This is a genomic window from Bacillus sp. FAU18 (assembly GCF_056033885.1).
The window spans coordinates 248,731-268,165 of record NZ_JBVYHZ010000004.1 but is presented as its reverse complement, the minus strand read 5'-3'; the positions used below and the strand labels follow the sequence as shown (position 1 = coordinate 268,165).

16 protein-coding genes and 1 other annotated feature are annotated in these 19,435 nt (G+C 48.1%); of the genes, 4 read left to right on the top strand and 12 right to left on the bottom strand.

The features are described 5' to 3' along the window. Positions 1-35 precede the first annotated feature (35 nt). From AC0OMU_RS12475 to glnK, 11 genes are all read right to left on the bottom strand, one after another. Entirely contained in the window at positions 36-968 is a 933-nt protein-coding gene (locus AC0OMU_RS12475) for a DMT family transporter (RefSeq protein WP_015482747.1), read from the bottom strand. 20 nt (positions 969-988) lie between these two features. Further along, a complete protein-coding gene (gene rtpA, locus AC0OMU_RS12470) occupies positions 989-1,150 on the bottom strand; it encodes an anti-TRAP regulator (RefSeq protein WP_015382665.1) in 162 nt (53 codons plus the stop codon). Positions 1,151-1,246: 96 nt separating this feature from the next. After that, positions 1,247-1,494: a binding site (T-box leader), on the bottom strand. Positions 1,495-1,550: 56 nt separating this feature from the next. Beyond that, entirely contained in the window at positions 1,551-2,471 is a 921-nt protein-coding gene (mphK, locus tag AC0OMU_RS12465) for a macrolide 2'-phosphotransferase MphK (RefSeq protein ID WP_047182023.1), read from the bottom strand. Between the two features lie 277 nt (positions 2,472-2,748). Continuing rightward, a complete protein-coding gene (garD, locus tag AC0OMU_RS12460) occupies positions 2,749-4,281 on the bottom strand; it encodes a galactarate dehydratase (protein WP_474241211.1) in 1,533 nt (510 codons plus the stop codon). Between the two features lie 91 nt (positions 4,282-4,372). Continuing rightward, entirely contained in the window at positions 4,373-5,074 is a 702-nt protein-coding gene (locus tag AC0OMU_RS12455; RefSeq protein WP_003246338.1) for a FadR/GntR family transcriptional regulator, read from the bottom strand. A 69-nt stretch (positions 5,075-5,143) separates the two neighbouring features. Next, complete coding sequence (gene gudD / locus AC0OMU_RS12450; protein ID WP_015382662.1) at positions 5,144-6,511, bottom strand: glucarate dehydratase; 1,368 nt, start codon at positions 6,509-6,511, stop codon at positions 5,144-5,146. 36 nt (positions 6,512-6,547) lie between these two features. Then, positions 6,548-7,915 carry a glucarate transporter GudP gene (gene gudP / locus AC0OMU_RS12445; RefSeq protein WP_003234818.1) on the bottom strand — a complete coding sequence of 456 codons (1,368 nt, stop codon included), beginning with the start codon at positions 7,913-7,915 and terminating at the stop codon, positions 6,548-6,550. 84 nt (positions 7,916-7,999) lie between these two features. Next, positions 8,000-9,466 (bottom strand): alpha-ketoglutaric semialdehyde dehydrogenase GucD, encoded by a 1,467-nt coding sequence (gene gucD, locus AC0OMU_RS12440; RefSeq protein WP_015482745.1) that lies wholly within the window; start codon positions 9,464-9,466, stop codon positions 8,000-8,002. A gap of 29 nt (positions 9,467-9,495) precedes the next feature. Beyond that, positions 9,496-10,422, bottom strand: coding sequence for a 5-dehydro-4-deoxyglucarate dehydratase (gene kdgD, locus AC0OMU_RS12435; protein ID WP_015482744.1), 927 nt, complete (start codon positions 10,420-10,422; stop codon positions 9,496-9,498). Positions 10,423-10,648: 226 nt separating this feature from the next. Further along, the gene (glnL, locus tag AC0OMU_RS12430; RefSeq protein WP_003234824.1) at positions 10,649-11,593 is read right to left on the bottom strand and encodes a glutamine utilization two-component system response regulator GlnL; all 945 of its coding nucleotides are present in this window, start codon (positions 11,591-11,593) and stop codon (positions 10,649-10,651) included. 10 nt (positions 11,594-11,603) lie between these two features. Then, positions 11,604-12,836 carry a two-component system sensor histidine kinase GlnK gene (gene glnK, locus AC0OMU_RS12425; protein WP_080030709.1) on the bottom strand — a complete coding sequence of 411 codons (1,233 nt, stop codon included), beginning with the start codon at positions 12,834-12,836 and terminating at the stop codon, positions 11,604-11,606. 301 nt (positions 12,837-13,137) lie between these two features. On the opposite strand from glnK, the gene AC0OMU_RS12420 reads away from it, so the two are divergent. From AC0OMU_RS12420 to mmuP, 4 genes are all read left to right on the top strand, one after another. Next, on the top strand, positions 13,138-14,121 hold the full coding sequence (locus tag AC0OMU_RS12420; RefSeq protein ID WP_047182019.1) for a glutaminase: 984 nt from the start codon (positions 13,138-13,140) through the stop codon (positions 14,119-14,121). 22 nt (positions 14,122-14,143) lie between these two features. Then, positions 14,144-15,580, top strand: coding sequence for an alanine/glycine:cation symporter family protein (locus AC0OMU_RS12415; protein WP_015382657.1), 1,437 nt, complete (start codon positions 14,144-14,146; stop codon positions 15,578-15,580). A gap of 128 nt (positions 15,581-15,708) precedes the next feature. Further along, a complete protein-coding gene (mmuM, locus tag AC0OMU_RS12410) occupies positions 15,709-16,656 on the top strand; it encodes a homocysteine S-methyltransferase (RefSeq protein ID WP_181218136.1) in 948 nt (315 codons plus the stop codon). A 121-nt stretch (positions 16,657-16,777) separates the two neighbouring features. Beyond that, positions 16,778-18,190: an S-methylmethionine permease gene (gene mmuP, locus AC0OMU_RS12405; protein ID WP_015482742.1), complete on the top strand. Its 1,413-nt coding sequence runs from the start codon at positions 16,778-16,780 to the stop codon at positions 18,188-18,190. A 36-nt stretch (positions 18,191-18,226) separates the two neighbouring features. On the opposite strand, the gene AC0OMU_RS12400 is transcribed toward mmuP, so the two are convergent. After that, positions 18,227-19,297 (bottom strand): branched-chain amino acid aminotransferase, encoded by a 1,071-nt coding sequence (locus AC0OMU_RS12400; RefSeq protein ID WP_063335986.1) that lies wholly within the window; start codon positions 19,295-19,297, stop codon positions 18,227-18,229. Positions 19,298-19,435 lie beyond the last annotated feature (138 nt).

Here is a 19,435-nt window from a genome sequence, read left to right as displayed (position 1 = left end):
AACGTGTGTGTTTTATGAAAATTATTCTTTTTTTCCTATTTTCCTATTTTCAGCTTCCTGTATTCTATGCCCGTAATGACAAAGAATACAGCAGCGCATCCAATGACTTGAATAAGCCCGAGCCGTTCACCGAGAAATAAAGCTCCATAGAAAATCGTCAGGATAGGCCCTGCCATTGAAATGGCGGCGGCTCGCTGTGCCCCGATTCGTTTTATGCCCTCAAGCATTAGCACAAATGGAATCACTGTGGTCACGACTGCAATTACCGCGAACAAACCATACATAGAAAGCGGATATGCTGCCATTGGCGTATTCATGCCAGCCGCCGATTTTATCCCTGTGTAAAGCATCATGGCAGCTCCAGCAGCTGTCATCCCGTATGCATTGAGACGGATCCCCCCGATTTGATGGACGAGATGCCCGGAAAGGACAAGATAAGCAGCATAGACCGCCGAAGATAACAAAATGAATACAGCTCCAATCATATTCGCCTGGAAAAGCTCAGCATTCCAGCCGCCCAGCGCCAAGAAAAGCCCAAACATGACCGCCAGAACTGCGAAAAGGTCCTGAATTGAGGACATTTTCCGGTCACGACACGCGGTGAATCCAAACACAAACAACGGATAGCTCATCAGCAATATACGTTCAACCATTGCGGATACATGGTTCAGCCCGATAAAATCAAGCAAGGGAGACAGAAAAAAACAAAACACTCCCGCGCCACAAGCCTTCCATAGGTCTCCTTTTTTCTTACCGTCTGGCATTGGAGGTCGGTATATTAAAAAAATCAGCCAAAACAGCGGAACAGCCAGCAGCTGCCTGTATAGCAGCACGGCATCTGGCTCAGCACCCATTTGGTATGCCCATTTTATCCAAATCGATTTAGACGCAAAACAAACTGTTCCGATCAGCAAAAAAATCGTACCTGCTGCGGCCTCACGAATCTTACTCTGCTCTTCTGCTCTCATCTCAGCTCAGCTTTTCTCCTTTACTTATTCAAATGCTTTTGGATAAAATCCAGAAGCGTATATCCTTGAGCAGTCAGAATAACACCTTTGCCGCTGCAGGCCGGGCAAGGTGTTCCTTTGATTTCTCCCGCTCTTTCACATTTAGGACATGCGACCTCAAGATCATCAGTTGCAATGACCATTTGATATCCTCCTTTCTAACTCATCTGCTATGCCACCACCAGCCATCGTCCATTGGCCGTCACCTCCTTTAAGAAACACAAAAACCCCCGTCCTATGCAAAGGACGAGGGTCTCGCGGTACCACCTTTATTAACAGCTATACAGCCATTCACTCTAAGTACAGAAAACCTATGATTCGATACTCCTCTCTTGGTAACGGGGAGAGAAACCCGGCATCGCCTACTATCCGTTCAGCAAAGCAATTCAGAAGCCCATTCGGCATCAGGGGAGGATCGGTTCACACCTGCCACCGACTCTCTGAACCTCCATTCTGATGCGTACTTGCTCTTCCTCACGATTGTTGATCCGTTCTATTATTTGTAGAGTTTATAATAATCGGTTCATGAAACGAAGTCAATTCTTAATCCGATGTTACACCGAGTGCTTCTAGCGCCATATTGACGTGCTCCTCCTGCTGTGTTTGCAGAGCGAATTTAGCTATTTCCAGCGGATATGCCGCTTGCATCTCTGAGATGTGTTCCTGCATTTTTGCCCATTTCCGGCCGCCTGCTTGATCATAGTATTCAAGCAAACGGGCAGTTTCTTTTTCTCCGAAAATGGTTTGATAAAGAACAAAATCCTTGGCTGGGTCAGCAACCTTCGCTTCTGTCCAATCCAGAAGTCCTGTGACACGTCCATTTTGATCGATAAGGATATGCGGCGGGTGGAGATCGCCGTGTATCAAAGAAGAGAAACCCGGCCAGTATGCATCATCATCTATCCACTTTTGCCATCTTTCCCAAAGCGTCGTAGATACGCCAAGCTTATTCTTCACATCAACCATAGAGTCTGCTGTCATTTGCCTGAAATCTTCTGGCCTTATCACTTCTATTCCGGATTGCCCAGCAGATATTTGATCCGTGCCATGTAATTCAGCCAGTATGTCGGCAAGTGTGCGGACAAAGTCGTCTGACGGCGGCTGATGATTCATATTCCAAACATATTGCTTTTGTTCCAAATCAATCCCGGCCGCCGGCGTTCCTTTTAACATGGGGTAAGCGATCAATTCCGGCGTGTGAATTCTCCAATCCGGCACATCAGCAGTCAGATTCGCGCGGAGAAAGGCAAGCGTTCTGCCTTCCGCGGATGCTCTTTCCACAACATCACTTCGCCGCGGTTTTCGCAGCACCCATGGCATACCTGTGTCGTCCTTGGCAAATACAACTTGAAAGTCCATTCCGGTTTCATTCAATTGCGCGTTCTCAGAATGAACCGTCAAACCTTGGCTGCGTGCAAGCCCGACAATCTCAGTGATAAGCTGTTTTTCGTTAAGGTTTGTCATCCCATTTCCCCTTTCTCATGCTCCGGCCTGCAGTAGAGAGAAGGGATGCTTGAAGGCACAAAAAAGGGCAGGCACGCCACCCTCTTTTTTGATAATCATGTAAGGGCTCATACATAGGCGGATTCATCCCGATTCTCTCGCATTCAGGCGAGAGTTGTTCACTATTGAATTCGTGTCACTCGGAATCTCATGAATGCCATGCTGGAACCCCTCCGTTCTTTGTTTGTTGATTATCATTTTACATCATATTCCAATTTCAATCTACTAGAACAATAAATCAAGTCACTGGAGCAGGATTAAACAAGCACAAATCATTATGAAGACCCCAACGGTCTGCCCACGTTTGTTTGCGGCCGCTTGCCACATCCAAAATCGTCCTGAAGATTTCCCAGCCTACATCTTCGATACTGGCCTCTCCTGTCGCGATTCGGCCGGCATTGATATCGATTAAATCTGCCCAATGCTCTGATAAGGAATGCCGCGTCGATACTTTCAGCACCGGCGCAGCAGCCAGGCCATATGGTGTTCCTCTCCCTGTCGTAAACACCTGCAGATTCATGCCCGCAGCCAGCTGCAGGGTGCCGCACACAAAATCGCTTGCCGGTGTCGCCGCGAACAGCAGGCCTTTTTGCTCTGCTCTTTCACCAGGGCCAAGCACGCCGGAGATGGGGCTTGTGCCTGATTTCGCTACCGAGCCTAACGCTTTTTCCACCACATTGGATAATCCGCCTTTTTTATTGCCTGGTGACGGGTTTGCGCTTCGGTCTGCGTCTCCCCGCCGGAGATAGCTGTCATACCACTTCATCTCTTTGATCAGCGATTGTCCGACCTCTTCACTGACAGCCCGCGGCGTTAATAAATGAATGGCATCCCGCACCTCTGTCACTTCAGAAAACAAAACCGTTGCACCTGCGCGAACCAATAAATCAGCCGCATACCCCACGGCAGGGTTCGCCGTCACGCCGGAAAACGCATCACTGCCGCCGCATTGCAGGCCGATAACCAGATCCGAAACAGGGCATGACACCCGGGTTCTGCTGTTCAGCCTGATTAACCGTTCCTCCGCCATTTCCAAAATGGATTGGATCATCGCCGCAAAACCTCGGTGATCCTGGAGCGATAGAATGTCATCATCATTTTCGGAGGCAATTCTTTCCGGGAGGAGCTTTTCACATCCCAATCCGATTACCATTACTTCTCCGCCGAAGTTCGGATGCTTCGCGAGATTTTGAATCGTGCGGATCGGAATAACAGCGTCGGGCGCATTGATCGCCACGCCGCATCCGTATTGATGATGCAGCGGCACAACGTCATCGACATTTGGGTATTTCGGCAGCAGCTCTTCTTTTATTCGTTTGACTGCATAATCCAAAACGCCAACAACACATTGAACACTTGTCGTGATGCCGAGGATATTTTTTGTCCCCACACTGCCATCCGCATTTCGGTATCCTTCAAACGTGTAGCCTTCAAGAGGCGGCCGCGGCTGCGGCACCCTGTTTGCGAGAGGAAGATCGTCTAACGCCGGAGGAGCGGGCATTCTCACGAGGGCTTCCCGTATCCAGCTCCCGCGTTTGATCGTCTCATCAGCAAATCCGATCACCTCTCCGTAACGCACGATCTCGTCCCCTTGATTGAGATCGGTGAGGGCCACCTTATGGCCTTGAGGAACATCCTCTTCAAGTACGAGCCCGCATGAGAAAACAGTGCCCTTTGGCAGTCCTCCATCATTTACAATAATCGCGGTGTTATCTATTTCATGCACTTTGATGTAAAGGGGCGCTTGGTTCTTCCTGAGGTTCATCGCCATATGAAAATCACTCCTCATATCTTAGTAAGCGTTTTCTAAATTGGTTTTAAAAAAACCGCAGCTCTTACGTTTCAACTGCGGTTGCTCACCATTATTTTTCATCCATTCCTTTTAGAATTTTGTCACGGACAAATTTCAGATGCTCATACATGTGGTAATGTGCTTTGTACGGATCTCTTTTGGCAAGGGCGTCGTATATTTTTTTGTGATATTCGACCGTTACATCTCTCTCCCTGTACGGAATTTGGCTGTCAATTTTCGCATGGGTGATCAGCAGGGACTGAATCATCCCTTCAACGACGGGGTTATTGGCGCTTAACGCAATAATTCGATGGAACTCTTTATCCGCTTCACCATAATGATTGTCAGTGCTGTTGGCAATATCGTCGATCGTCTTCTGCAAACGCTGAAGCTCTTCCTCATTGATTTTTTCCGCGGCAATTGTCACAAGTCCAAGTTCTAGCGCCATCCGCGCTTCAATGATAGCCGGAAGATTATCAGTGGCCAAAGCAAGCATGACGGAGAATGGCTGCATGCCGATTTTATCGTTGAAATATGTGCCCCCTCGTGTTTTTCTCGTAATGACGCCCAGCGTTTCAAGTGAACTGAGTGCTTCCCGTAGCACCGGCCTGCTGACATGCAAAATGTCCATCAGTTCCATTTCTGTCGGCAATTTGTCTCCGGCCCTCAACTGTCCGCTCGATAATAAATGGACAATCCGTTCGATGACCTGCTTGGCTAATGTTTTCCGATTGACTGTATCGACTTTCAAATCCTCTAAACCTTCGTACACGAACAACTCTCCCTTCAGTTGTTCAATTGTAAGACAAAATAGCGGATATGACAATATTTACAAACAAACTTATCGCACAAGACACGGGCGCTTCCGGTCAAATTCCCAGTTGCGGATCAGGAACTGCATTGGGATCGCGTCATTCCGTGCGCCTAAATTCATTTTCCGGTAGATCTCATGCGCTTTTTCCACTTGTTCCATATCAATATCGACGCCTAGTCCAGGCTTATCCGGCACCTTGACACAGCCAGAAGAAATCTCAAAAGGCTGTTTCGTTAATCGCTGCCCGTCCTGCCAGATCCAATGGGTATCAATCGCCGTGATCCGCCCCGGAGCCGCTGCTGCCACATGGGTAAACATCGCTAGGGAAATATCAAAGTGGTTGTTGGAATGCGAGCCCCATGTCAAACCCCAATCATGGCACATTTGCGCAACCCGCACCGACCCTTGCATCGTCCAAAAATGCGGATCAGCCAGCGGTATATCCACCGCATGGAGCTGAATTGCGTGACCCATTTCCCGCCAGTCAGTCGCAATCATATTTGTCGCAGTCGGAAGCCCTGTCGCACGGCGGAATTCAGCCATTACTTCACGAGCGGAGTAGCCATTCTCATCCCCGCACGGATCTTCCGCATACGCGAGCACATCTTGCTTTCCTTTGCATAATGCAATAGCTTCCTCTAATGACCATGCCCCGTTCGGATCAAGAGTGATCCTTGCCTCTGGAAAACGTTTCGATAATGCGGTAACAGCTTCGATTTCCTCTTCTCCCCGCAGCACCCCGCCTTTCAACTTGAAATCCTGAAAGCCATAGCGCTCCTGTGCTGATTCGGCAAGACGCACAATGGCCTCCGGCGTCAGCGCTTCCTCATGGCGCAGACGGAACCACGCACAATCTGACTGCTCATCGCTTTGATACGGCAAGGTCGTCCGCTTTCGGTCGCCGATGTAAAAGAGGTAACCGAGCATTTTTACTTCATCACGCTGCTTCCCTTCGCCCAGCAAAGCCGCGACCGGTTCCTGAAGAAACTTTCCAAGCAAATCTAACAAAGCCGCTTCCAGTGCGGTGACGGCGTGCACAGTGGTGCGCAAATCAAACGTCTGGTTTCCTCGCCCTCCCCTGTCCTGATCGCCAAACTGCTTTCTGACCGTTTGCAATATCGCTTGGTACGCACCGATAGATTTTCCGACAACAAGCGGCTCTGACAGCTCCAGTGTGCGGCGAATATGCTCTCCGCCAGGCACCTCGCCGACTCCCTGATTTCCGCTGCTGTCCGTTAAGATTACGATATTCCGGGTAAAAAACGGGCTGTGTGCTCCGCTTAGATTCAGCAGCATGCTGTCATGTCCCGCAACAGGAATCACCTTCATTTCAGAAATTGAGGGAATATTCGATCTTTTCTCTTTTTGAACCTGCTCTTGTATCGGTGAACTCATGCATTTTCCTCCCTTTATAAAGCGCTTTCATAAATATTAGACAGGCAACGATTGATCGGGGTCTTGTTCTTGTTTCTTTAACACGACCCGTTTGATCGGCCCGACCAGCAGCAAATAGCTGAGGATCGCCGCAATCGCGTTAGCGCCGACAAACACAAGCGCGCCATTAAAAGATCCAGTGGCATTAACAATGTATCCGATAATAATCGGTGTTGTAATCGAGGCAATATTGCCGAAAGTGTTGAACAAACCGCCGCTTAATCCTGCACATTCTTTCGGAGACGTGTCCGACACGACAGCCCAGCCCAATGCGCCGAAGCCTTTTCCGAAAAACGCGAGCGACATAATAACAACGACAAGCCACGCTGAATCTGTATAGTTGCAGACAATCATACTGCAAGACAGCAGCATGCCGGCAATGATTGGCACTTTTCTTGCAAAGGTCAGTGAACGGCCTTTTTTGAGTAAGATGTCTGACACAATGCCCCCAAGGACGCCGCCGGCAAATCCGCACAGCGCCGGCAGGGAAGCGACAAACCCAGCTTCAAGAATAGACATGCCGCGGGCCTGAACCAAATATACCGGAAACCATGTGAGAAAGAAATAGGTGAGAGTCGTAATACAGTATTGCGCGATGTACACGCCAATCAGCATGCGGTTCGTTAACAGCTGTTTGATATACGGCCATTTCGATTCTGTTTCTTGTTTGCTTTTACTGTCATCCATGGAAATCAGCCCGCCGCCCTGTTCGATGTACGCAAGCTCAGCTTCATTAACCTTTGGGTGTTTTTTCGGTTCATACACCGTTTTTAGCCAGATGACAGCCAGAAGAATGCCCGCAATACCCATGACAACGAAGACGGAATGCCAGCCGAAAGAGTGGGTAAGCCAGCCCATTAAAGGAGAAAAAATGACGATTGCGAAGTATTGTGCTGAATTAAAAAAGGCTGAAGCTGTCCCGCGCTCGGAGCTTGGAAACCATGAGGCAACAACTCTGCCGTTTCCGGGAAATGAAGGCGCTTCTGATAAACCAACCAGAAAACGCAGTGCAAACAGCAGGATAATCGCTGTGCCGGCGGAGAAAAAGCCAATCGCCCCTTGCAGCAGCGTAAAAAACGACCAGAAAAAGATGCTTAACGCAATGATAGTCTTTGAACCAAAACGGTCCAGCAGCCAGCCGCCCGGAAGCTGTCCGATAACATAGGCCCAGCCAAAGGCAGAAAAGACATATCCCATGGCGACCGAGTCCAATCCCAAATCATGCTGGACGGAATCTCCGGTGATGGAAAGCGTCGCTCGATCCGCGTAGTTAATAGAGGTCACAAGAAACAGCATAAACACGATGAACCAGCGCACGGACGTTTTTTTGCCCGCCGGTGTAACACTCGCAAAGTCTTTTTTCATAGTATCTTCTCCTTTTCAAAGTAGAGAATCATATGCTGGCTGTGATAAAGCCGGGAAAGAGACGCACGCCTCTTTCCAGCACCATTACGGCTTCACAAAAACGGTTTTAATCGCCGTGAAAAAGTCCTTCGCTGCCTCACCCTGTTCTCGGGAGTGGGAGCTCGACTGCTTCATGCCGCCAAAAGGCGCCTGCAGCTCAACACCTGCGCTTTCTGCATTGATCCGAACCAGCCCGGCATCGATTTCATCAATGAAAGAAAGCATTCGGCCGATGTTTTCCGTGAAGATGGATGCACTTAAACCGAACTTCACATCATTGGCGATGTTCAGCGCCTCCTCCATCGAGTCCACCTTGATCAAGGCGATCACCGGACCGAAAATTTCCTCCTGGGCAATTGTCATCTCAGATGTCACATTGTCAAAGATGGCAGGCTGAACATAATAGCCGTTTTGATACTTTCCGTTCTCCAGCTTTTCTCCTCCTATTAAAAGGGAAGCGCCCTCCTGTTTGCCTTTCTCAATGTATGACAGGCAGTTATCAAGCTGATTCTTGCTGGCAATCGGTCCCATCCAGACATCCTCTTTTAAGCTGTCTCCGATTGTAATATCTTTTGTGCGGTGAAGCAGTTTTTCTTTAAAGCGCTCATAAATTCCGCTTTGTACAATGACACGGCTTGTCGCGGTGCATTTCTGGCCGGTTGAACGGAAGGCCCCCGTTATGACAGCTTCTGCCGCAGCTTCAAGGTCAGCATCATCAGCTACGATGACAGGGTTTTTGCCGCCCATCTCAAGCTGGTACTTGGCTCCCCTCGCTAAAGCGGCTTGCCCGATGATTTTTCCGACTTGATTTGAACCGGTAAACGTAACGGCGTTTACACCGTCATGCTCAGCAAGCCCCTGCCCGACAACAGAACCCGGGCCTGTCACCAAATTGATGACCCCTGCCGGGAGCCCCGCTTCCTCAAAGCAGGCAATGATCTTCGCGCATGTCACAGCTGTTTCTGTCGCCGGTTTGATGACAACGGTATTGCCGTATACCAATGCCGGCGCCATTTTCCAAATCGGAATCGCCACTGGGAAGTTCCACGGAGAAATCACGCCGACCACACCGAGCGGAACACGGGTGGTAAACATGAGCGCGTCTTTGTCAGTAGACGGAATGACGTCACCCGTTTTTCGCATACCCTCTCCGGCATAATAGCGCAGAATGGCAATCCCCCGGGCTGTTTCTCCCTTCGCTTCCGGCAATGTTTTACCCATTTCACGCGTTGCACAGGCGGCGATTTCCTCCAAGCGCTGCTCCATGATATCCGCTGTTTTGTATAAGTATTGGCCGCGCTCGGCACCCGTCAGCTTTCTCCAAGCCGTTTTGGCTTCATTGGCGGCGACGACGGCACGTTCCACATCTTCAGCCGTTGAATTCTGTACATATCCGACAATATCATTCACATCGGCAGGGTTTTCGACCTTGACCATATCGCCTGATTGAGACTTAACCCACTCTCCGTTAATAAAGTTGAGGTACGTGTTTTGTTCCGTGATCACAGACATGCCCATTGCCCCTTTCGTGTTTTTTCTGGTCAAACCGTCGCGGCTTTTTTCGGAAAACGGTCAGCCGCCCGCTTCAAAATTGCTTCCAATTGCTGATAATGATCTTTTTCAACCGGGCCGACAGGCGGTCTGGCTGTATTCCTTACATTCAAACCCATGATTTCCATACCGGCTTTAATCAAGGATACGGCGTAGCCTTTCCGTTGTTTGCGAATGTCGTTGATCGGCAGAATCACATGCCGATAGAGTTCCTTCACAAGCTCGTCATTTCCGTTTTTCAATGCATCATAGAACATTCGCGAAATATGCGGGATATAATTTGAAATCGCTGAAGAGTAAGAGTGGAACCCGATCGGCAGATAAGCCGGCATCGTCACTTCAGCCATCGGCATTCCGTTGAGCCATCCTAAGCGGTCGCCGATCGTATAGACGAGGTTGATATTCAAATCCATATTTCCTACCCCGTCTTTGACACCGACAAGCTGTTCACATTCGGTCAGACGTTTGATCTGTTCAACTGAGAGAACGGCGTTATCGCGCTGATAAAGAATCGCGTTCAAGTCAGTGCTTTCAATAATCGTTTTCGCATACTGGTACAGCCCCTCCTGTTCGCCATGCACCAAATACGGAGGCAGAATCAAGTAGCCGTCGGCGCCTTTTTTCTCCGACAGCTGCGCCCAATCAAGCGCTGTGCTGAGGTTGCCGCCCACCCCCGTGTAGACCGGCACCTTTCCTCCGGCTGCCGAGACTGCGACTTCCACCATTTGCTCATATTCCTTCTGGCTGAGAGATTGGAATTCACCAGACCCACAAGCGATAAATATCGCTTCCAATCCTTCTTCCAGCAAAAACTCAATGTTTTGAAAAAGAGCTTCTTCCTCCAGTTTTCCTTGTGTGTTAAAAGGAGCAACCGGAAAACCTAAAATTCCAGCGGGTGCTTTTCTGATACGGCTCATCAACATAACCTCCTGTTATTTGTGTATACAGCCCTTGACTGAAAGCGCTTTTATTAATTTTTCTTTTACAACCGCCCCTTCCCGTATATCCTTTTGTTTAATTGTAAGACAAATAAACAATAAGTCAATATCTTTATTTTCTGATATTTTATAAAAAAGCGGTAAATCACTGTCCGGCCGGGATTCTGCGCAGCAAAAAAACAGCCTGGTCAGCCGGCTGTTTGGTTTATATCCTTCTTTGTTTCATCGTTTCATGCAAAAGCTTTGCTTCCAAAAAAAACACGTGGATGAATTTTTTCATATTTATTCTAGCAGGTGCAAGGGGTTTTGCATCCTTGGATTGGAGTTCTTTCATTTTCTGGCTGACAACCGGAAAATCAAAGAATTTCGATGCATAGGTTTCAAATTTTGGATTCGAAAAATCAGTTGTGCCCAGTGAAGCAAAATGGTGCAGCGAATGAATAATCGCTCTGCGGATACGCTGCTCCGAGGCTTTCATTTCGCGATTGACTTCCGTCTGTGAGGCCCCTGTCCCCAGCTTCCGTACCGCTACTTGGGTGAATATTTGTTTTAGCGAAGGGCTTTGTTTTTCGTGCGGCTCGGATTGCTCGTGTTCTGCTAAATACTGCAGGACCGCCATGAGATCATGTGCGCCGCCTTCTCCCATCATGCCCAGCTCGGACAACAGGAATGTTCCTGCCTCTTTTAAACCGCTGTCACTCTTCTGCTGGGGACGCGCTTTCCGTTCAGTCCGATTGACAAGCCGGCTTAGAGAATGCTGAATGGCTCCAATCGAGTGTTCAAGCTCGATCCGCTCCTTCACCTTTTGGAGAACCGTGACAATTTCAATGCGGTTAATCGGCTTATGGATAAAATATTCGATGCCGAGCGAATACGCTTCCCCGACCATTTCCTTCGCCTCCACTTGAGAGATCATTACGATTTTGCCGGAGTACGTATTCTGGATCTGACGAATCGTCTCAATGCCGTCTCTTCCGGGCATTAACAGATCGATTAATAAAATATCAATCTGCTTAAATTGCAGCATATGCCCTTCCACTTGGCTTCCGTCGTCTGCTTCACCAGCAGCTTCCCCGAGATCTTCGTCCTCAATGATCTGCCTTAAAATTGACCGCACCGCACGGTCATCATCTGCAATAAAAAAACGCATAGCTTTTGGTTCACCCTTTCTGAATCAAATGCCGGACAGGCAGCCTGATGGCAAACACCACTCCCCGCTGCTGATTATCAAACGTGATATCCCCTTCTAGCTCTGTCACGATTTCCTTTACGTAGGAAAGTCCGATACCCGTAGAAGGCGTGCCAAATTCGTCATATTTTGAAGTAAAGCCCGGGTCAAACACAATGTCTCCGATTTTCTCAGAAATCCCGGGGCCATTGTCTTCCACCTGGAATTCTACCATACTCTCATTTGGCTTACGGAGCCTCAGGCTGACCATTCCCTCTTCATCCATAGCCTCTACCGCATTTGCTGTTAGATTATTAATGATCGAAAGCACGATAAATACGTGATATTCGTCATGCTCTCCCTCGATCGAGCAGTAAAAATCAATCTGCTTCCCTAGTGCTTCAGCGTACTTTTCATTCATTCGAATCACGAGCTGCAGCAAATCAGAAGCCCTCATATAATCTCTCAAACTCTCATTCGAAATCAATTTTGAAAGCCCTGCGAATATCCGCTGGTTGTCCTTTTTCACTTCATGAATCTCTCCGGCCAGTCTCAGGATTCTGCCGCTCAGCTGAACATCCTTGCCCTTCATTTCCCGATAGAGCTGATACGAATCGTTTGTCACTTTCTCTGTCGTTTTCAATGTCTTTTTTAGGTGCACCGTTTCTTCATATAAATTGGAAACGATCATCAGCATGTGCTCGTGCTGCTGCCTTGTCTGTTTTTCTCTCGATTGTGTTTCATACAGCTTCAGCACACTATAAAAGCTCATCACAATAAATGTGTGAGAAATCGCAATCACCGCAATGTCAGTGATTTTCTCAGGCGTGACAACCGTATGAAAAATGAGAAATTGCACAGCCAGCTCGACACAATCTGACACAACTTCAATCATAAACCCAATGAAACCGAGCATAATCGGCCGTTCACGGAAACGATTGGCCTTTAATATGGAAAACAGACAGGCGTAAGTCATATAAAAGAAAAAGCCAGACGCTTGATCATACAGAATCGGAGTCAGTCCATTGTGTCCTCCGCCCCATAATTCCAGTAAGACGCGAAAGATGAAAACAGCCGCTCCAGTCAGAAAACCCGGCAGCACAGCGGGCACATGCCGCAACAACGATAAAAAGAAGAAAAAAACCGGTGCCCCAAAGCTGACCCGGAATTCTTCATTAAGGGGATAAAATTTCAGTTCACCGGCCAGCGGCACCGTTATCAGCATGAGGGCCAGTATATATCCGTCTTTTTCAATAAACCGTTCCAGTTTTATGTTGATCACATCCTCGCTTTTTATTTTGGGGAATCGGGCGAAAACCTGCAAATTGCTTTTGACCCAGAAAATAAGGTTTTTATAAATCTTACTGCTTATTTTCAAAATGTTTTTGTCGTATTTTGTATGATTCTGTAGTCGCCATTATACAGTAATTATACCTTCCGCTATCATGAAAGCGTTTAACGCCCCTTTAGCCTTCGTTTTGATACACCTCAGTCCTTTAAGAAAAAAATCAGTGAGGAGGAATTCGATGAAAGAATTGATAAAAGAGCACCAGAAAGACATAAACCCGGCGTTACAGCTGCATGATTGGGTTGAGTACTATCGCCCTTTTGCCGCCAATGGACAAAGTGCAAACTATATCCCCGCATTAGGAAAAATCAATGATTCACAGCTCGGCATCTGTGTATTGGAGCCTGATGGAACGATGATACACGCCGGCGACTGGAACGTCTCTTTTACCCTGCAAAGCATTTCAAAAGTGATTAGCTTTATTGCCGCCTGCATGAGCCGCGGCATTCCCTATGTGCTGGACCGCGTAGATGTCGAGCCGACAGGCGACGCCTTTAATTCAATCATTCGGCTCGAAATCAACAAGCCGGGAAAGCCCTTCAATCCCATGATCAACGCGGGCGCCCTTACCATCGCTTCGATTCTTCCCGGAGAATCGGCATACGAAAAGCTCGTGTTTCTTTACTCGGTGATGGAAACTTTGATAGGAAAACGGCCGAGAATTCATGAGGAAGTATTCCGTTCTGAATGGGAAACCGCCCACCGCAACAGAGCGCTGGCCTACTATTTAAAAGAAACAAACTTTTTAGAAGCTGAAGTAGAAGAAACACTTGAGGTGTACTTGAAGCAATGCGCTATGGAGAGCACTACAGAAGATATTGCGTTGATCGGCCTGATCCTTGCTCATGACGGGTATCATCCGATTCGACGCGAGCAGGTGATTCCAAAAGATGTCGCAAAATTGGCCAAGGCATTAATGCTGACGTGCGGCATGTACAACGCTTCAGGCAAATATGCGGCGTTTGTCGGCGTGCCGGCCAAAAGCGGCGTCTCCGGCGGCATCATGGCGCTGGTGCCTCCAAGCGCCAGAAGAGAACAGCCTTTTCAATCCGGATGCGGCATCGGCATTTACGGGCCTGCCATTGATGAATACGGCAACAGCCTCACTGGCGGTATGCTGCTGAAGCATATGGCGCAGGAATGGGAGCTCAGCATTTTTTAAATATGAAAAAAGAGGTGATTCTATGCAGCAAATCCTGGAACATATCGTCGGTATTGCAAATGATCTTTTGTGGTCAAAGCTATTAATTGTTTTGCTCCTTTCTTTTGGAATCTATTTTACGTTCAGGCTGAAGTTTTTACAGGTTCGCATGCTGAAAGAAATGGTCAGGGTATTAAGAGAAGGTGCTGCTTCCCGATCGAAAAACAGCATTTCTCCGTTTCAAGCCTTTTGCATCAGCATGGCGGCCCGTGTCGGAACGGGAAATATTACGGGCATTGCCATCGCCATTGCACTCGGCGGGCCCGGTGCAATCTTCTGGATGTGGATTATCGCCATTATCGGATCAGCATCTAGCTTTGTGGAAAGCACACTGGCTCAGATTTATAAAGTAAAAGATGTAAACGGCTTCCGCGGCGGGCCTGCGTATTACATGGAAAAAGGGCTGAACAAAAGGTGGATGGGCGCGCTGTTCGCTGTGTTAATCACCTTATCGTTCGGTATCGTCTTCAACTCGGTTCAATCCAATACAGTCAGCCTTGCCTTTGAAAACGCGTTTGGCACAAACCGCCTGACATTGGGACTCATTTTAATTGCTGTATTCGGCACGATTATTTTTGGCGGAGTCAAGCGCATTGCAAAGCTGGCTGAATCCATTGTCGTCGTATTGGCTGTCCTGTATATCGGAGTTGCGTTTTTCGTCATTTTTACCAACATTACGCAGCTGCCAGGTGTGCTTGCGCTAATCGTGAAAAATGCGTTTGGTTTTGACCAGGCCGCCGGCGGGGCTTTGGGCGCGGCACTCATGCAAGGCGTTAGACGGGGAATTTTTTCAAACGAAGCGGGAATGGGGAGCGCACCGAATGCCGCTGCCACCGCCACAACAAGCCATCCTGTCAAACAGGGGCTGATTCAAGCGCTTGGTGTCCTGTCAGATACGCTAATCATTTGTACAAGCACCGCCTTTATCATCCTGTTTTCGGACGCCTATCATACTCCGGGTCTGAGCGGAATCGCCTTGACACAAGCCTCCCTCAGCTCCCATGTCGGATCATGGGCATCAGGCTTTCTCGCCATTCTGATTTTGTTATTCGGATTCTGTGCTCTAATTGGAAACTATTATTATGGCGAAACCAATATCGGCTTTTTGAACAAAAGCAAAAAACTGATTTTTGTCTACCGTATCGGCGTGCTGGCAATGATCGTGTTTGGCTGTGTTGCCAAAGTCCAGCTCGTCTGGGATCTTGCTGATTTGTTCATGGGTTTGATGGTCGTCGTGAATTTAATCGCGATTTTCTTACTATCAAAGGTCGTTTTTACGGCGCTGAAAGACTATACACGCCAGAAAAAAGCAGGCAAGGATCCGGTCTTTTATAAAGATGTGCTCAAAAACCATAATGGCATTGAGTGCTGGCCGGTTTCAGACACAAAGACTGACACGCACAACAAACAAATATCATAAGAAAAGGGTGTTCAGACATATCGGCTGAACACCTTTTCCTTTTTGCGTTTATTGACAAACACGTAAGCCTCCATTACGATTTTCATATCTTTTTCAAAAAAATCTGAAAGAAGGCATCGGTACATTCTATGAATCCTATCCAACACATATTAGATACATACCCGCTTATTGTGCTAGACGGCGCCATGGCGACCGAGCTTGAACGCAAGGGCTGTGATTTGAACGACAGTCTGTGGTCGGCAAAAATCCTGATGGAAGAGCCAAATCTGATTAAACAAGTTCATACTGATTATTTCGCGGCAGGCGCCGATTGTACAATCACCGCCAGCTATCAGTCTACATTTGAAGGCTTTGCCGCACGCGGGCTGAGCGAAGCGGAAGCACGCCGGCTCATCGAGTTATCCGTCAGCATCGCAGCTGAAGCACGTGATGAATTTTGGTCGCTTGAAGAGAACCGTTTGAATCGGCCAAAACCGATCATTGCGGCTTCTGTAGGCCCTTATGGCGCTTATCTTGCAGACGGGTCTGAATATCGCGGCAACTACGCAATACCAGAAGATGAACTGATTGAATTTCATCGTCCCCGGATGAAGGCGCTGATTGAAGCCGGAGCTGATGTTTTGGCATGCGAAACGATTCCGTGTCTGACTGAAGCCAAAGCGATTGTTCGGCTGTTGAAGGAATTTCCTGAAACGTATGCATGGATCAGCTTCAGTGCTAAAGACGGCCTGCATATCAGTGACGGAACACCTGCCGCTGACTGCGCATCGTGGCTTGATGAACACCGCCAAATTGCAGCACTCGGCATCAACTGCACGCCGCTTCAGCATATCCCTTCCTTGATAGAGGAGTTAAAAAAGAACACGTCAAAACCGATCATTGTCTATCCGAATTCAGGTGAGCAATATGATCCGGAAACAAAAACGTGGAACGGCGCAGCATGCGCAGAATCTTACGGGGCGAGCGCCCGCACCTGGCATGAAAAAGGGGCGAGGCTGATTGGCGGCTGCTGCCGGACAAAACCCGAAGATATTCAAGAAATTGCGGCTTGGGCCCGCTCTTTAAAAACAACTTGACTTATCGGAATAGTTTGTATATTCTAACTTAAAGCCGGTTCGCCGGAATCTCGTGTCACTTCCTGACATGAGATTTTTTATATTAGGAGGAAATAAATCGCTGATAGAAAGTTGGAAAAAGATGAACTCTGTCCACAACAAGAATGAGACAACCTTTCAGAGAAGTATGAAAAGCCGGCACCTCTTTATGCTTTCCTTGGGAGGTGTCATCGGAACCGGGCTGTTTTTAAGCTCAGGTTATACCATTCAGCAAGCAGGCCCGGCCGGAACGATACTTGCCTACTTAGTCGGGGCCGGCATCGTCTATCTGGTCATGCTATGCCTCGGTGAGCTGTCAGTCGCCATGCCTGTGACCGGCGCCTTTCACACCTATGCAGCCAAATACATAGGGCCGGGCACCGGATTTACGGTCGCTTGGCTGTACTGGCTGACATGGACCGTGGCATTGGGATCAGAATTCACAGCAGCCGGCCTGTTAATGCAGCGCTGGTTCCCCCATACATCGGTTTGGATGTGGAGTGCCGTCTTTGCGCTGTTCATTTTCTTGCTTAACGCATTTTCGGTCAAGTTTTTCGCTGAATCAGAATTTTGGTTTTCCAGCATCAAAGTGTTAGCCATTGTATTATTTATTCTTTTAGGCGGCTCTGCCATGTTCGGCATCATCCCGATCAAAGGCGGAGAAGCCGCTCCGATGCTGTCCAACTTCATGGCGGAAGGCGGGCTTTTTCCAAATGGATTTGTCCCGATTTTGATGACGATGCTGTCCGTTAATTTTGCCTTTTCGGGAACGGAACTAATCGGAATCGCAGCCGGTGAAAGCGTTGATCCTGACAAGACAATACCAAAAGCGATTAAAACAACGGTCTGGCGTCTCTCACTCTTCTTTGTCGGAACAATTTTTGTGCTGTCAGGGCTGATTCCGATTCAAGATGCAGGTGTCATCAAAAGCCCGTTTGTCGCTGTTTTTGACAGAGTCGGTGTACCATACGCAGCCGATATCATGAACTTTGTTATCCTGACAGCGATCCTGTCAGCGGCTAATTCCGGACTCTACGCTTCTTCCCGGATGCTGTGGTCTTTATCAAAAGAAAAAACGCTTCATCCGACATTTGCAAAGCTGACGTCAAAAGGAACCCCTTTTAACGCGCTGGTGTTCAGCATGATCGGCGGCATTCTGTCGTTGCTGTCCAGCGTATTTGCGCCAGACACTGTATACGTTGTGCTCGTGTCGATTTCCGGTTTTGCCGTCGTTGTCGTGTGGATGGGGATCGCTGCTTCTCAATTCATGTTCAGAAAACGTTATATCGAAGCGGGAAACAAGGTTACTGATTTGAAATACAGAACCCCTTTGTATCCGTTCGTGCCGATTGCCGCGTTCCTGTTATGCCTGGCTTCCGTTGTTGGCATTGCCTTTGATCCGAATCAAAGAATCGCACTCTATTGCGGCGTTCCATTTATGGCCATTTGCTATGCAACATATTATGTGAAAAACCGCAAAAGCCAGCCGGCTGCTGATATGACTCATTCAAAATAAAAAGAACCTGCCTCCGGGCAGGTTCTTTTTCGATTTTCACACTTCCACTGTCCAGTTAAACGGGCCTTTCACCTTGCCAAGCTGAATATCTGTTATCGTTTCATACAGCTTTTTCGAGAGCTCCCCGATTTTCCCGTCGCCTACAATCACCGTTTTTCCATGAATGTTGAGTTCACCGACAGGCGTAACGACTGCTGCCGTGCCTGTGCCGAAGACCTCTGTCAATTCTCCGCGTGCAGAGGCCGCATACACCTCATCAATCGATATTCTCTCTTCACGAACCGGAATGCCCCAGCTTCGAATCAGTTCAATCGCAGACGCACGTGTCACCCCGCTTAAAATACTTCCGCTTAAAGCAGGTGTGACAGCTTCCCCGTTTATGACGAAAAAGATGTTCATGCTCCCTACCTCTTCCACATATTTCTTTTCAATGGCATCCAGCCACAGCACCTGGTCATAACCCAGCTCATTCGCTTTCCGCTGTGCCTGAAGACTGGCCGCGTAATTTCCAGACGTTTTTGCACATCCGACTCCGCCGTTCACCGCCCGCACGTACTCATCTTCGACGTAGATTCTTACCGGCTTCAGCTGATCGTCGCCATAGTAGGAGCCTACAGGCGAAAGCACGATCATGAATGTATAGCTCTTGGATGCCTTCACACCGAGACTCGGTTCTGTGGCAATCACAAAAGGACGAATATACAGTGACGTTCCTTTTTCCTTTGGAACCCAATCTTTCTCCAGCTCAACTAATTGCGTCAATGCCTCAAGCACCAGCTCTTCGTCTAAAGGAGGCATACTCATGCGCTCACACGATCTGTTCAGCCGTTTGACATTTTGATCCGGACGGAACAGCAGCACCCTGCCGTCGTCTGTTCTGTATGCTTTTAATCCTTCAAAAACAGCCTGGCCGTAATGAAAAACAGATGAAGACGGATCAAGCGTAAGCGGTGCGTACGGCGCAATTCTCGGATGATGCCATCCAATTCCCTCTTCGTAGTCCATCACAAACATATAATCTGTAAAATATTGACCGAATCCCAAGGATGACGGGTCGGGCTTTTCCTTATGAAATACAGTTTTTTCTCGTTCAATAAGCTTATTCAATCTAATCAGCACACCTTTCACATAATTGTTTAAATATTCAGTCTTTTTAAAGCTGCAAAAAGTATACAGCCTTTCCTTTGATCATACGCCGCTTCACACCTATAAATTTCAGAATATTCTTTAGGATCATCAGCTATT

Coding starts and splice junctions, on each gene's coding strand:
- AC0OMU_RS12475 (WP_015482747.1), bottom strand. CDS start 968: ATGAGAGCAGAAGAGCAGAGTAAGATTCGTGAGGCCGCAGCAGGTACG.
- rtpA (WP_015382665.1), bottom strand. CDS start 1,150: ATGGTCATTGCAACTGATGATCTTGAGGTCGCATGTCCTAAATGTGAA.
- mphK (WP_047182023.1), bottom strand. CDS start 2,471: ATGACAAACCTTAACGAAAAACAGCTTATCACTGAGATTGTCGGGCTT.
- garD (WP_474241211.1), bottom strand. CDS start 4,281: ATGGCGATGAACCTCAGGAAGAACCAAGCGCCCCTTTACATCAAAGTG.
- gudD (WP_015382662.1), bottom strand. CDS start 6,511: ATGAGTTCACCGATACAAGAGCAGGTTCAAAAAGAGAAAAGATCGAAT.
- gudP (WP_003234818.1), bottom strand. CDS start 7,915: ATGAAAAAAGACTTTGCGAGTGTTACACCGGCGGGCAAAAAAACGTCC.
- gucD (WP_015482745.1), bottom strand. CDS start 9,466: ATGTCTGTGATCACGGAACAAAACACGTACCTCAACTTTATTAACGGA.
- kdgD (WP_015482744.1), bottom strand. CDS start 10,422: ATGAGCCGTATCAGAAAAGCACCCGCTGGAATTTTAGGTTTTCCGGTT.
- glnL (WP_003234824.1), bottom strand. CDS start 11,593: ATGCGTTTTTTTATTGCAGATGATGACCGTGCGGTGCGGTCAATTTTA.
- glnK (WP_080030709.1), bottom strand. CDS start 12,836: ATGCTGATAACGGTGCCGCTGGCCGGTGAACTGAAATTTTATCCCCTT.
- AC0OMU_RS12420 (WP_047182019.1), top strand. CDS start 13,138: ATGAAAGAATTGATAAAAGAGCACCAGAAAGACATAAACCCGGCGTTA.
- AC0OMU_RS12415 (WP_015382657.1), top strand. CDS start 14,144: ATGCAGCAAATCCTGGAACATATCGTCGGTATTGCAAATGATCTTTTG.
- mmuM (WP_181218136.1), top strand. CDS start 15,709: ATGAATCCTATCCAACACATATTAGATACATACCCGCTTATTGTGCTA.
- mmuP (WP_015482742.1), top strand. CDS start 16,778: ATGAACTCTGTCCACAACAAGAATGAGACAACCTTTCAGAGAAGTATG.